Genomic DNA, 14,080 nt, shown 5'->3' with positions numbered 1-14,080 from the left:
ATTCTTGGAAATCCCGGAGCTCAGGTGTTTTTAGTCGAGGTAGATGCCGGCTGCTTCGATGTCGTCGACGAGGGCCTGCATATCCTCGGCTGTGGTGGGCAGGCTGTTGAGTTTTTCGCGGACGGTGCGGACGTGGTCGGGTTGGCCGGTGATGCCGATGCCGTCGCCTTCGGGGTCAAGTTCGAGCTCCGGGTCGACCTGGTTGGTGGTCTGCCAGTACTTCAGAACGCCTTCGAGGAAGTAGCCGTGGGCGTAGTACTGCGTCGCCGCGACTGCTTTATCGATGTCGCTGTCGACGAGGACTTGGGCGTACATGGTGTGCTTTCCGGCATCGTCGCCGGCAGATTCATCAAGGGAGACGACGGTTGTTTTCATACCGGAGTCGGTGGTGTGCTCATCGCGGTCGGAGTCGATGTCGGTGTCTGGAGGGCTGAGTTTGGTCGGGATGTCGAGCCCGAGGTGGAAACAGCGGTACTGCTCCAACCACAAGTCAAGGTAGCCTAGCGGGAAATATGCCCAGGGAACGAGTTGGTAGTTGCGTTCTTCGGGTTCTGCTTCGCGGACGGCGCTACCACCCACCCACATCTCAATAGGCCAGTCGGTGGTGTCCACTTCTGCGACATCGAGCGGGTAGTCCAGTTCTCGGGCTACGAACCCGGGCACGCCGGGGCGGTAGTCGCCTGAAACGATGGCGGTTTCCTCACGTGTGAAACCGGGCCAGTCGTCGGAGAGCTTTCCGTCGCGGATAAACGGCCCGCCTTTTTGGAATGCGATGCTCAACAGTGGGAACGGGGGCACGATCCACCGGCTGGTTTCAGTGTGAGTTGCGGGGTCAAGACCGAGTACTCGGAAGTTGTCGTCCGTGGCTGGCACTGCGACAAGAGGTGGGCCAATTTGTTGAAACTTTGTGTAGTAGATGTGGGCTTCGATGTCACCGTTGTGGGTGGGCATACGCAGCCTCGTGTTATCAGTTGGCCGGATCGCCTTCATCGACGGATCGAACTGCATGAAATACGGCATGGATTAGTCTTTCCCCCTCGTTTACTTGTGACGAGCCTTGTCCGGGCGAGGCGTGTCGATGAGATCGAAATAGCTCAGCGAGTCTGCGAGTGGCGAGATTCTCGCGAGCGGTGTGGCAACGATGGTGCCGCGAATCCTGGACCAAAATGCCGCATTTTCCCAGACGGCAGCAAAGTGCCGCTACCCGTAAGATCTGCCTTATGAGCGACGCGAACCTCCCCCGTAAACGCGCAGGCAACGCCGATCGCCAACACGTTGCCGCAATCCTCCATGACGCATTTTCGGATGGTCAACTTTCCCTCAACGAGTTTGACGAGCGCACGCGCGAAGCGTGGGCGGCGGTGTACTCCGATGAGCTTGCTACGTTGACCGCAGACCTCTCCCCTGTGGCCCCCGTGTCCCCTGTGTCCCCCGTCGCGCACTCAGCGTCCGTCGCGGTAACGCGGCCGCGATCAGATGCCCTGTCTTACGTCACCGGGGAATCAGGTGGTTCGGGTACGTCGATTTCAATGATGGGCGGGATCGACCGGCGTGGAGACTGGCACGTTGCGCCGACGCACACCTCGCTGACGCTCATGGGCGCCAATCTCCTCGACTTGCGTCACGCGCGGCTTTCCTCAGCGGAAACCGTGATCAACGCCTTCGCGTGCATGGGTGGCATCGAGATCATCGTCCCTGAGGATGTCCGGGTCGTCGACGGCGGCATTGGCATTATGGGTGGGTTTGGAATCAGAAATGATCGCTCTTGCACTGTGAGGATGGATCAGCTTCCAGCCGACGCACCGGTGATCCGCGTGCGCGGCATGGCGTTAATGGGCGGGGTAGAAATTCGGCGCGCTGCGCGCAACGCGGAGCTATAAGCACGCGCGCGCCGTTCTCACCTCATTTACACTGGTCACATGAGCACTCGCGTTTATGCGGCATCGCGCACGCTGCGAGACATAGCTACCGAATCAGCGATTATCCCCTTCCGGGCAGCGGGTCTTCTCATCAGGCATCTACCGCAGCTTGTCACTCTGGTTTGCCTGGGGCTCGCCGGGCGCCAAGCAGTGATTTGGCTGGCCACGTGGGTGTCCGATTACAGCAGTTTCGCAGCGAGCTTGATCATGTCTCTCGCACCCCTGAGCGTCATGCTGTCGCTGGTCTTTTGTCTCTGGGTACTGCGCCCGTCGCTGCCTTTCCTTTCCGCAACTTTCCCCGAGCTCAGTGAGACGTCGGCACGCACGCGTTTGCTTTCAGCAGGGGGCATGTTGATTTCATTCCTCACCGTCTACGCCACGCACGGCATGCTCAATGAAGACCTCGATGCTTTTCGACGAGCAGCGACCTTCGACGAGTACCAAAACCATTACTTCGACGCGGATTTCTACCGCGCGTTTGTGCACAGCACTGGCGCACTCATAGCACTCATCGTTGGCACGATTGTGCTGCGGAAAATCATCGGTTACTTCACCCTCACGGAACGTGGCCTCGGCTTTACCTACCTTTCGGCCTACCTGGAAGTGCTGTGGATGACCACTGTCTCGGTGTTTCTCACCAACCGCTTGGCTGCTGTGCAGGATTGGGCACTCACTAGGCAAAGTCTGGCGCCGATCTACCGGAAGTTTCTTGAGATCAAAACGAGCATCGGGGATTCGTTCGGCCCCTTGGGGGACGCGTGGGCATGGTTGGCGGCAAAGCTGCCCGCGCTCAACCAACTCGTCACCGTCCCAATCGCATGGCTGACACTGGGCGCAGTGGTCTTCGGCACTTCCCTAGTGGCAAAAGAGGTGAAGGACAAAGCAGCAGAAGCTGCAGAAGCTGCGGACGAGCCATCTGACTCACGGGTGCGCACACGTCTCAAGAGTGCCGCGGAACACGAGGCCAAGTACGCTGTCGACGAGGCGGTAAAGCCGGTCGCCGGCCCCCTCAAGACCACGTGGAAAGGGCTGAAGACCCTCTCACGGGCAGGGCTAATCCCGATGACCATCTTCTGCCTGGTGTTCATGCTGTCAACAGTTGTGGAGCTCGGTGTTGTCGAACTTGGTCGGGCCATGCTTGGTCCGCAGGATCCGCAGCTTGGGTACCCGCTAGGCGCCTACATCCTCATCGTTGCTCGCGCAGCCTATCTGCTGGTAGTGGTTTGTTTGATCGCCTCAGCGCTCGACTTCTTCTTGCGCCACTCCTACTCCCCTGCTGCACCGTCCGAGGATTCATCGATGAACTCTGCCGGCTCGGGAAGCACGATCGTCACGTAATGCGGTTTGAGCCATAAAAAGTGCAACTCTGTCGGTCGCACTCCATTGGGCATTGCAATCGGGGCGAGCTTCCTCCACTGCTCCGGCCTCGGTTCTTCCGTGGTCACCTCGCCGGTGTCCCAGTCTTGCTTCGGCCCGCCTGCTCTGGGTGGTGTGCAGCTTTCTCGGGCTTGCAGGTTTTCATCCACGTCGCTTGAGAAGACGAAATCGCTTCGGGGATAATCTTTGCCGTCGGAACCCGTGAACCACATCCCGCACCGCGAAAGTAGTGAATCGGAGGGCGCGTTCCACTCCATGAGGACCAACCAGGTGGTGAACCCGTCGGGTGGATAGATGCCGATCTGCTCGTTGTGCACCATCTCTTGGAAGCCGAGGATCTTGATTTCAGCCTCGTGCGCAAGGTCAGTTGTGGCCTGGGTATCCTGAAGGCCCCACTCCCCAACCGGCAAGCTGAAGTGCCCGCCCTCTGCCGCAACCACATGTTCTTTGGTAAGTGCCCAAGGCCGGTACAGGCTGAAATAAGGTTGCGACGACGCCGCCAGCATCAGGCCCGCAGCAAGAGGCGCTGTCGCCCACCAAATTTTTCTCACAGCTCGAACCTTTCCCTCACGATATCGTGGGTTGCTACCGGGTTCTGGAGCGGAACGACGATTCGCGGTGCCATCGAAGTGTCCTCCGGGCTGAAGTACACCTCGGCGCCGGGAAGCTTTTCCAGCGGCATCTCAAATGCCAGCGTGCATTCAACTTTCAGGCCCGGGTACACCGAAGGGCAGGCCGTGACAGGCAGCTCGTCGTAAATGGTTCCGTCTGTAGTAACTAGTCGAGCATCCGGTGAGCCCAACGAATCGGGGATGAAGTGGTAGTCGATGACCACCCACGAAGCGTAGGTACTCACCCCGCCTAGAGTCTCGCCGGTGGTGACGCGGACATTGCTGATTTCGCCGAGCAGCGGTGCGCTTTCGTCGTAATTGAACGTCTCGTACGCCAGGTCCTCGGGTGTAGGCAGCTGATCCCGAAGGATCACGCCGAAACTCAGCAACGCAAGCGAGACGACGATCGGCCAGATCCTGCGAGTTACCGTGGTATTAGGATTCGGACTCACTTCAACTTCACCTCCGCGGTGGTCTCCCCGTCGAGCCACCGCTTCGTGCCGTCGAGAATGGAAGTCCGATATTCGCGCGACCGGATATAGAGGATGTCAGCCTCTAACGCCTGGCCGTTGGCTGTGCCATCGTACGGGTCGCTGAAAATCATTGCCAGATCCATGGGCACTGCAGGGTTGAGCGAAAATTGATCACCGAACATGTCTTCCGGCACTTCCCCGATCTCCTTCAGGCGATGGAAAGCCTCATCGAAATCCGGCTGCTGATCCTCGGGAAGGCCAGAATTCTTCAGTGCAAACCCGAGCATGAAGTCGGTTGGGGAAAGTGGACGTGACGCGGTGTTTGTCACCTGCATTTCTACGACCCGGGCACCATCCTTTTCGTAGGCCCGGCGGATTGTGATTTCAAACGGCTCGACTTCGAGCTCCACGGGCGGTTCGAGTGGGTTTTCACCAAGGGGCGCCGAGACGGTGACAAATCCCTCCGGTTCCGCGGCTTCGAACCCGCCCGCGAGGCCGGTGATACCCACCAGGGCGAGCAACGCGACGATTGTTGCGTTCGTGCGGGTGGCTAAATCGCCGGCGACTGACACCACGAAATCGCTCACTGGCCGCCGGTTCTGCGCAGCATGCTTGGAGGGTTTTGTGCCCACAATTCATATTCAAGCAGATTTATACGTGCCCGAATAGGCAAAATCGTATGCAAAAAGCCCGGCCCCACAATGAATTGGGGCCGGGCTACAACGCGACGCGCCTACTGTGCGCTACATCTGCTCAAAGCCGTACTCGTCGAGGCGGACGGAGGCGCCGGTGAACTCGCCGTAACCCTCGTCGCCGTAGATCGAATCGCCGAAGCTCGGGATCGAGTATGCCGCGGAGCGAGCCGCCTCGGTCGGCTTGACCTGGATGTTTCGGTAGCGGGAGATACCCGTACCAGCCGGGATCAGCTTACCGATGATCACGTTCTCCTTCAGGCCGATGAGCTTGTCGGAGCGCTTGTTGATCGCGGCATCGGTAAGCACGCGGGTGGTCTCCTGGAACGAGGCCGCGGACAGCCAGGACTCGGTGGCAAGCGAGGCCTTGGTGATACCCATGATCTCGGAGCGCATCTCGGCAGGCTCGCCGCCGTCGGCCACCGCTGCGGCATTGACCTGGCGTGCCTCGGCGAGGTCGACCAGGGTACCCGGCAGGAACTCGGTAGAACCGGAGTCGATGACGGTACCGCGACGCAGCATCTGGCGGATGATGATCTCGATGTGCTTGTCGTGGATGGACACACCCTGGGTGCGGTACACAGCCTGCACCTCGTTGATCAGGTGCTTTTCCACACCGCGGCGGCCGAGAACCTCGAGCACGTCGTGCGGGTCAGCGGCACCGCGCATGAGGCGCTCACCCACCTCAACACGGTCGCCTTCGCGTAGCGAACGCTCGATCATGGCATCCGGGTTGGACTCCATCGGGCGGCGCACCTGAGCAAGGCCCTGGCGCTTCGACAGCTTCTCGTAGACCACGTCGTCGGAGTCGTCGTCCGGGTGGATGGTAAGCGTCCAGAAGTTGCCTTCGTCCTCGAGCGAGATGGTGCCAGCCACCGACGCGATCGGGGCGCGGTTCTTCGGCACGCGGGCCTCGAACAGCTCCTGAACACGCGGCAGACCACCGGTAATGTCGCCGCCGACACCACCCTGGTGGAAGGTACGCATGGTCAGCTGCGTACCCGGCTCGCCAATCGACTGGGCGGCGACGATGCCCACGGCCTCGCCGATGTCCACCAGCTGGCCGGAAGCCATGGACTTGCCGTAGCACTTCGCGCAAACACCGGTCGGGGTCTGGCAGGTCAACACCGAGCGGACCTTGACCTCAGTGACACCGGCTGCAACGAGGGCGTCGATACGCTCCTCGGAGAGCTCCGTGTCAGCCGCCAGCACCACGTTGCCCTCAGCATCCTTTGCGTCGGCTGCGAGCACGCGGCCGGAGACGGAAGTCTCGACGAGGTCGTGGCGCACGAAGCGGCCGTCGGCACCTGCAGCCGTTGCCACCGGAACCTTGACACCCTGGTGGGTGCCACAGTCCTCTTCGCGGACGATGACGTCCTGCGCCACGTCCACCAGACGACGGGTGAGGTATCCAGAGTCTGCGGTACGCAGCGCGGTATCGGCCAGGCCCTTACGGGAACCGTGGGAGTTGTTGAAGTACTCCATCACGGTCAAGCCCTCGCGGAAGGAGGTCTTGATCGGGCGGGTGATGTACTCACCACGCGAGTTCACGACCATGCCCTTCATGCCCGCCAGGGTCCAGATCTGGCGCATGTTACCGGCCGCACCGGACTTCACGATCATTGGAATCGGGTTGTCGTCCGGGTAGAGATCCTCCACGGCCTGACCCACCTTGTTGGTGGCGTCCTGCCACAGCTCGACCAGACGGTCGTAGCGGTTCTCCTCGGTCAGCGCACCCTTTTCCCAGAACTTGCGCTCGATCTCTTCAGCCTCGCGCTCGTACTCCTCGAGCACCTCTTCCTTGTTCGGAAGCACGAGCACGTCGGACATGGAGATGGTGATGCCGGAACGGGTCGCCCAGTAGAAACCGGCGTCCTTCATCTTGTCCAGCACCTGAGCCACGGTGATCATCGGGTACTTCTCCACCATGGACTGGATGATGTCGCCGAGCAGCACCTTGCCGGAGCCGCCGCCCTTACGCACCATCGCGCCTTCCTGGTACGGGAAGTTGAACGGCAGCAGCTCGTTGAACATGATGCGACCCAGGGTGGTCTCCATCATCCACGGCTGACCCTTCTCCCAACCGTCGGCGAACTGCTCAGCCTCGATCTCCGGCGTCGGACGCAGGTGGTCGATGCGCACCTTGATCGGTGCCTGCAGGCCAAGCACACCGCGGTCGTAAGCCATGATGGCCTCACGGTACGACGAGTACACGCCACGTGCCGGGCCGTTCTCGTCAGCCGGAGCGTAGCCGCCTTCACCACCGATCTCGCCCTCAGACTTCAGCATGGTCAGGAAGTACAGGCCAGTCACCATATCCAGGCGCGGCATTGCCAGCGGCTTGCCGGACGCCGGGGACAGGATGTTGTTGGAAGACAGCATGAGGATGCGGGCCTCAGCCTGCGCCTCGGCGGACAGCGGCAGGTGAACAGCCATCTGGTCACCGTCGAAGTCGGCGTTGAACGCCTCACATGCCAGCGGGTGCAGCTGGATAGCCTTACCCTCGACCAGCTTCGGCTCGAAGGCCTGAATACCCAGGCGGTGCAGCGTCGGTGCGCGGTTGAGCAGCACCGGGTGCTCTGCAATCGCCTCTTCAAGCACGTCCCACACCTCAGGGTGCTGACGCTCCACCTTGCGCTTCGCGCTCTTGATGTTCTGCGCGTAGTCGTGATCCACCAGGCGTTTCATCACGAACGGCTTGAACAGCTCGAGAGCCATCAGCTTCGGCAGACCGCACTCGTGCAGCTTGAGCTGCGGACCAACGATAATCACGGAACGACCGGAGTAGTCCACGCGCTTACCCAGCAGGTTCTGGCGGAAGCGGCCCTGCTTACCCTTGAGCAGGTCGGACAGGGACTTCAGCGGACGGTTGCCCGGGCCGGTGACTGGGCGTCCGCGGCGGCCGTTGTCAAACAGCGCGTCGACGGATTCCTGCAGCATGCGCTTCTCGTTGTTCACGATGATCTCGGGCGCGCCGAGGTCGATCATGCGCTTGAGGCGGTTGTTGCGGTTGATCACGCGGCGGTACAGGTCGTTCAGGTCCGAGGTGGCGAAGCGGCCACCGTCGAGCTGCACCATCGGGCGCAGCTCCGGCGGGATCACCGGGATCGCGTCCAGGATCATGCCGGCCGGGTCGTTGCCGGAGCGCTGGAACGCAGCGACAACCTTCAGGCGCTTCAGAGCGCGGACCTTCTTCTGGCCCTTGCCCTCGGCGATGATGCCGCGCAGCTCCTCAGCCTCAGCATCGAGGTCGAAGTTGCGGATCAGGGTCTGGATTGCCTCAGCGCCCATGCCGCCGGTGAAGTAGTCCTCGTAGCGGTCGACCAGTTCCTCGTAGAGGTTCTCGTCGATGATCATCTGCTTCGGGGCGAGCTTGGTAAAGGTGGTCCAGATCTCGTCCAGACGCTCCACTTCGCGCTCGCCAGCCTCGCGGATGTGCTGCATCTCCTTGTCGGCAGCGTTCTGCACCTTCTTGCGGGCAGCCGCAGTCGCGCCGGCGGACTCCAGCTCAGCGAGGTCTTCCTCGAGCTTCTGCGCACGGTCGGCGATCTCGGCGTTGGCGTCCGCCTCGACTTCCTTCTTCTCCACGATCATTTCGGCCTCGAGGGTCGACAGATCGTTGTGGCGCGCTTCGTCATCCACGGAGGTGATGATGTTCGCGGCGAAGTAGATGATGCGCTCGAGATCCTTCGGCGCCAGGTCAAGCAGGTAGCCCAGGCGGCTCGGCACACCCTTGAAGTACCAGATGTGGGTCACCGGAGCGGCAAGCTCGATGTGGCCCATGCGCTCACGACGCACCTTGGACTTGGTCACCTCAACGCCACAGCGCTCGCAGATGATGCCCTTGTAGCGCACGCGCTTGTACTTGCCGCAGGCGCACTCCCAGTCGCGGGTCGGGCCGAAGATGCGCTCGCAGAACAGGCCGTCCTTCTCGGGCTTCAGGGTGCGGTAGTTAATGGTCTCCGGCTTTTTCACTTCGCCGTGGGACCAACGACGAATGTCGTCGGCGGTGGCCAGGCCAATGCGAAGCTCGTCGAAGAGGTTTACGTCAAACACGTAAAGGTTCCTTTTCAGTAGTTTTTGTTCAAGTTCGTTGTAAAGGAACCGTCGATAAGCACTTTGTGCTTGTCGACGACCCTTTGCCTAGCGCTTATGCAGTGTCCGCCGCCGAGCCCTCATCGCGCGAGAGGTTGATGCCCAGGGAAGAACCTGCCTGATCAAATTCATCGTCGTCGCCGTCGAGCTCCATCGGGGTGCCGTCGGTGGAGAGGACCTCCACGTTCAGGCAGAGCGACTGCAGCTCCTTGAGCAACACCTTGAAGGACTCCGGAATGCCCGGATCCGGGATGTTGTCGCCCTTGACGATGGCCTCGTAGACCTTCACGCGGCCCACCACGTCATCCGACTTGATGGTCAGCAGCTCCTGCAGGGTGTAGGCAGCGCCGTATGCCTGCATCGCCCACACCTCCATCTCACCGAAGCGCTGGCCACCGAACTGGGCCTTACCGCCCAGCGGCTGCTGGGTAATCATGGAGTACGGGCCGGTGGAACGTGCGTGGATCTTCTCATCCACCAAGTGGTGCAGCTTGAGCATGTACATGTAGCCGATGGAGATCGGGTACTTGTACGGCTCGCCAGAGCGGCCGTCGAAGAGCACGGTTTTGCCGTTGCCATCCACCATGACGTCGCCGTCGCGGTTCGGCTTCGTGTTCGCCAGCAGGCCGGCGATCTCGTCGTTGGTCGCGCCGTCGAACACCGGGGTTGCGGTCAGCGACTCAGCCGGCACGTCGTAGAGGTGCTCCGGCAAGGTCTCCAAAAGCTTCGCGTTCTTCGGGTCGTCCGGGTTCACGGTCCAGCCGGCCTTGGCCAGCCAGCCGAGGTGAACCTCGAGGACCTGGCCGATGTTCATACGACGCGGCACACCGTGCGTGTTCAAGATGATGTCCACCGGGGTGCCGTCCGCCATGAACGGCATGTCCTCCTGCGGCAGGATCTTGCCGACGACACCCTTGTTGCCGTGGCGGCCGGCCATCTTGTCGCCGTCCTGGATCTTGCGCTTCTGGGCGACGTAGACACGGATCATCTCGTTGACGCCCGGGCTCAGATCGTCGTCGTCTTCGCGGCTGAAGCGACGCACTGCAATGACCTTGCCGGTCTCACCGTGGGGCACCTTCAGGGAGGTGTCGCGCACCTCGCGGGCCTTCTCGCCGAAGATGGCGCGCAGCAGGCGCTCCTCCGGGGTCAGCTCGGTCTCACCCTTCGGGGTGACCTTGCCCACCAGGATGTCGCCGTCGCGCACGTCCGCACCGATGCGGATGATGCCGCGCTCGTCGAGGTCCTTGAGCACGTCCTCGGACACGTTCGGGATCTCACGGGTGATCTCCTCGGCACCGAGCTTGGTGTCGCGGGCATCGATCTCGTGCTCCTCGATGTGCACGGAGGTGAGGATGTCCTCCTCCACCACGCGCTGGTTGAGGATGATCGCGTCCTCGTAGTTGTGGCCTTCCCACGGCATAAATGCAACGAGCAGGTTGCGGCCGAGAGCCATCTCGCCGTTCTTGGTGCCCGGGCCGTCCGCGATGACCTGGCCGGCCTCGACGCGGTCGCCCTGGTTCACAATCGGGGTCTGGTTGTAGCAGGTGCCCTGGTTGGTGCGCTCGAAGGTGCGCAGCATGTAGGTCTCGCGCGTGCCCTCGTCGCCCATGACGGTGATGTAGTCACCGGTGACGGTCTCAACCACGCCGGAGAGCGCGGAGATGACGGTGTCGCCTGCGTCGTAGGCAGCGCGCTGCTCCATACCGGTAGCAACGTAGGCAGCCTCAGAACGCAGCAGCGGCACAGCCTGCTTCTGCATGTTCGCACCCATCAGAGCACGGTTAGCGTCGTCGTGCTCGAGGAACGGAATCATTGCCGTTGCCACGGACACCATCTGGCGCGGGGAAATGTCGAGGTAGTTGACGCCCTGCGGACCGACAACGCCGATGTCGCCGTCCTTCAGGCGCACCTCAATGCGGTCGCCCTCCAGGTTGCCGTCCTTGTCCATCGGGGTCGCCGCCTGCGCGATGGCGTAGCGGTCTTCCTCGTCGGCGGTGAGGTAGTCAATCTGGTCGGTGAGCTTACCGTTTTCTACCTTCTGGTACGGCGTCTCAATGAAACCGAACGGGTTCACACGCGCGTAGGACGCGAGCGCGCCGATCAGGCCAATGTTCGGGCCTTCCGGAGTCTCAATCGGGCACATGCGGCCGTAGTGGGACGGGTGCACGTCGCGCACCTCGATGCCGGCGCGCTCACGGCTCAGACCACCCGGGCCCAGTGCAGAGAGACGACGTTTGTGGGTCAGGCCGGACAGGGAGTTGTTCTGGTCCATGAACTGCGACAGCTGCGAGGTACCGAAGAACTCGCGGATCGCCGCAGACACCGGACGCACGTTGATCAGGGACGTCGGGGTGATGGACTCCGCATCCTGCGTGGTCATGCGCTCGCGCACCACGCGCTCCATGCGGGACAGGCCAACGCGAACCTGGTTCTGAATCAGCTCACCGACGGTGCGCAGACGACGGTTACCGAAGTGGTCGATGTCGTCGGTGTTGATCGGTATCATCTCGCCGTTCGGCGCCTTCATCTCGGCCTCGCCGGCGTGCAGGCGCACCAGGTACTCTAGCGTGGTGGCGATGTCTTCCTCGGTGAGGATCATCAGACCCTCGTGGTCGCCGCCCAGGCCGAGCTTGCGGTTGACCTTGTAGCGGCCAACTCGTGCCAGGTCGTAACGCTTCGGCTTGAAGAAGGCGTTCTCCAGCAGGGACTGCGCAAGGTCGCGCGTCGGCTGCTCGCCCGGACGCTGCTTGCGGTAGATCTCCAGCAGCGCCTCATCGGTGTTGGCCACACCGTCAGACTCGAGGGTGGTCATCATGATCTCGGAGAAGCCGAAGCGCTCCGTGATCTGCTCAGCGGTCCAGCCCAGGGCCTTCAGCAGCACGGTCACCGGCTGACGACGCTTGCGGTCAATACGCACGCCGACGGTGTCGCGCTTGTCCACGTCAAACTCCAGCCATGCACCGCGCGACGGAATGACCTTGACCGAGTGCAATGGGCGCTCGGTGGACTTGTCGATGGTCTCGTCGAAGTAGACGCCCGGGGAACGCACCAGCTGCGAGACGACGACACGCTCGGTGCCGTTGACGATGAAGGTGCCCTTGTCCGTCATCAGCGGGAAATCGCCGATAAAGACAGTCTGGGACTTGATCTCCTGAGTGTCGTTGTTAATGAACTCCGCGGTGACGTACAGCGGTGCGGAGTAGTTGATGTCCTTGTCCTTCGCCTCCTCAATGGAGTACTTCACGTCTTCAAAACGCGGCTCGGACAGGGTCAGGCTCATGTTGCCCGAATAGTCCTGGATCGGGGAGATCTCCTCGAGGATGTCCTCAAGACCCGACGTCACGCGGGCGGCGTCCCCGCGCAGTTCCTGCTCGCGCTCGCGCCACTCCGGCGTGCCGACGAGCCACGCGAAGGATTCAAGCTGCACATCGAGAAGCCCCGGAACGGTGACGGGCTCAGCAATTTTGGCGAACGAGTAGCGCTCTGGCGCGCCGGGGATTTCAGCCACTGACCGACTTTGGTTCATGGTCTGGTTTGAGACTGCCAAGTTGGGTCCTTCCAGCACCTAAGGCGGGACACCCTACGCAATCCGTTCTGGCATACAGACTGGCGGTGTTTCCGCTGGTTAGATTAGCAATTGATCTGCTTTCGAAGACCCGCCCCCAGAGACAACAAAGTCACCTTGTCAAACCGGCATCTTCGACGCCGCTTGTACAAGGTTTCACGCGCACACTGGAGACGGCTTCCAGCACAAAGGTCGACTCTATACCACAACCGAAAGTTTGTAAAGGGCACGACGACCGTCCCCCGTGTCGTGTCCTCCCCCGCATCGTGAGCCACCTTCATGCCGTCCGAGGGGTCCTCACGATGCAGGAGGGAGCCTACCAGCACACCGCCCGCAAATTGCAACAACGACACCGAAAATGTTTGCGGGAAGATCCCTCAATTAGGCTGTCTAGCTGCGTCGTCGCGCTCCGGCGACGGTACCGATAAGGCCAGCGATTGCGAGCAACACACCGAGACCAATAGCTATCCAGGTGATGGTTTTCGACCGCGCCGCCGAAGTGACGTTGCCCAGATCTTGCACCAGGGCTTCGACCTGGGCGGGATCCATGGTGCCGTCGTAAAGCACGATGTTCTGGATGCCCTTGCCTGACGCATCGCCGTAATACTGATCGACCTTTTCCTCGATGCCAACGACGAGACCGCTGACCTGATCGACCAGCAGCTCACGCTCGGCGGAGTGGAAGAGGAAGGTGCGAATCTGCTCGCCGTCTGGCCCCTCTTCAATTCCGGTGTTGAGGGGGTCGGCGTAGCGCTGAGCGATGTTGGTGGGCGCGATGTGCTGGCGGAAGCGGTAGATGGTACGACCAGCGATCTCCTCTTCGGCGATGAACTCCGCCGGGGCGGTGCCGCGCAGCGTGGTGTCGAAAACGTCGTAGGTTTCTTTGCGCACATCGGCGGGGAACTTCAGCCACACCCCCTCGATGTCCACCTCGGTGGCAGGCATCCCCATGATGAGTTGCACCTGGGCCGGGTTGCTAGCTTGACCAGTGACTCGGTCCATTTCAAACGCCCATGTGGAGGCGGTGACCAGGTTGTCGAAATCACTCCCCTCCTCGCCGGCGCGAACGCTGTCTCCGACGCGCACGCTAGCCACATCCGCATCGGAGGGGTCGCGGATCTCTAGGTGGAGCTGACGCGTCACGGGAGCGGACTTACCGTCTCGCATGCCATCCGGATCCTCGATGGTCCACGTGACGTCGCCGAGATCCAGCGGGAGGCGGCCGTCGCCGAGCAGAAAACGGGGCGCAACCAGGCCTCCGACGATCAGCGCGACGCCGAGACCGACAAGCAGCGCTGACCAAATGCGGGACTGTTGCATGTACGGCACCCTACCGCAAGACGACTCA

General features: G+C 61.6%; 9 protein-coding genes. 2 read left to right on the top strand and 7 right to left on the bottom strand.

Annotation, left to right across the window (positions count from 1 at the left end; genetic code table 11):
* Positions 1-30: 30 nt before the first annotated feature.
* Positions 31-1,020 carry a hypothetical protein gene (locus CGLAUT_RS01775; protein WP_290185941.1) on the bottom strand — a complete coding sequence of 330 codons (990 nt, stop codon included), beginning with the start codon at positions 1,018-1,020 and terminating at the stop codon, positions 31-33.
* A 200-nt stretch (positions 1,021-1,220) separates the two neighbouring features.
* Between CGLAUT_RS01775 and CGLAUT_RS01770 the strand changes: the two genes are divergently transcribed.
* Together CGLAUT_RS01770 and CGLAUT_RS01765 are read left to right on the top strand one after the other, a co-directional pair.
* The gene (locus tag CGLAUT_RS01770; protein ID WP_095659195.1) at positions 1,221-1,880 is read left to right on the top strand and encodes a DUF1707 SHOCT-like domain-containing protein; all 660 of its coding nucleotides are present in this window, start codon (positions 1,221-1,223) and stop codon (positions 1,878-1,880) included.
* Between the two features lie 39 nt (positions 1,881-1,919).
* Positions 1,920-3,257 (top strand): hypothetical protein, encoded by a 1,338-nt coding sequence (locus tag CGLAUT_RS01765; RefSeq protein WP_290185938.1) that lies wholly within the window; start codon positions 1,920-1,922, stop codon positions 3,255-3,257.
* Here the strand turns inward: CGLAUT_RS01765 and CGLAUT_RS01760 are convergent.
* The 6 genes from CGLAUT_RS01760 to pgfA all read right to left on the bottom strand — a co-directional run bounded on the left by CGLAUT_RS01760 (position 3,185) and on the right by pgfA (position 14,052).
* The gene (locus tag CGLAUT_RS01760; RefSeq protein ID WP_290185936.1) at positions 3,185-3,847 is read right to left on the bottom strand and encodes a hypothetical protein; all 663 of its coding nucleotides are present in this window, start codon (positions 3,845-3,847) and stop codon (positions 3,185-3,187) included. The genes CGLAUT_RS01765 and CGLAUT_RS01760 overlap by 73 nt on opposite strands.
* The gene (locus CGLAUT_RS01755) at positions 3,844-4,359 is read right to left on the bottom strand and encodes a hypothetical protein (RefSeq protein ID WP_290185935.1); all 516 of its coding nucleotides are present in this window, start codon (positions 4,357-4,359) and stop codon (positions 3,844-3,846) included. The genes CGLAUT_RS01760 and CGLAUT_RS01755 overlap by 4 nt, the downstream gene beginning before the upstream one ends.
* Positions 4,356-5,012, bottom strand: a complete 657-nt coding sequence (locus CGLAUT_RS01750; protein ID WP_290185934.1) for a hypothetical protein — start codon at positions 5,010-5,012, stop codon at positions 4,356-4,358. The genes CGLAUT_RS01755 and CGLAUT_RS01750 overlap by 4 nt, the downstream gene beginning before the upstream one ends.
* 111 nt (positions 5,013-5,123) lie before the next feature.
* Positions 5,124-9,128: a DNA-directed RNA polymerase subunit beta' gene (locus tag CGLAUT_RS01745; RefSeq protein WP_095659191.1), complete on the bottom strand. Its 4,005-nt coding sequence runs from the start codon at positions 9,126-9,128 to the stop codon at positions 5,124-5,126.
* Positions 9,129-9,222: 94 nt separating this feature from the next.
* Positions 9,223-12,732, bottom strand: coding sequence for a DNA-directed RNA polymerase subunit beta (gene rpoB, locus CGLAUT_RS01740; protein ID WP_290185931.1), 3,510 nt, complete (start codon positions 12,730-12,732; stop codon positions 9,223-9,225).
* A 390-nt stretch (positions 12,733-13,122) separates the two neighbouring features.
* Positions 13,123-14,052 (bottom strand): cell envelope lipid trafficking protein PgfA, encoded by a 930-nt coding sequence (pgfA, locus tag CGLAUT_RS01735; protein ID WP_290185930.1) that lies wholly within the window; start codon positions 14,050-14,052, stop codon positions 13,123-13,125.
* Positions 14,053-14,080 lie beyond the last annotated feature (28 nt).

Source organism: Corynebacterium glaucum, from assembly GCF_030408855.1.
Classification (GTDB): domain Bacteria; phylum Actinomycetota; class Actinomycetes; order Mycobacteriales; family Mycobacteriaceae; genus Corynebacterium; species Corynebacterium glaucum.
This window is presented reverse-complemented; position numbering and strand designations above follow the sequence as displayed.

Excerpts from the sequence above, each read along its gene's own strand:
- CGLAUT_RS01765 (WP_290185938.1), top strand. The coding sequence starts at position 1,920 with ATGAGCACTCGCGTTTATGCGGCATCGCGCACGCTGCGAGACATAGCT.
- pgfA (WP_290185930.1), bottom strand. The coding sequence starts at position 14,052 with ATGCAACAGTCCCGCATTTGGTCAGCGCTGCTTGTCGGTCTCGGCGTC.
- CGLAUT_RS01775 (WP_290185941.1), bottom strand. The coding sequence starts at position 1,020 with ATGCCGTATTTCATGCAGTTCGATCCGTCGATGAAGGCGATCCGGCCA.
- CGLAUT_RS01770 (WP_095659195.1), top strand. The coding sequence starts at position 1,221 with ATGAGCGACGCGAACCTCCCCCGTAAACGCGCAGGCAACGCCGATCGC.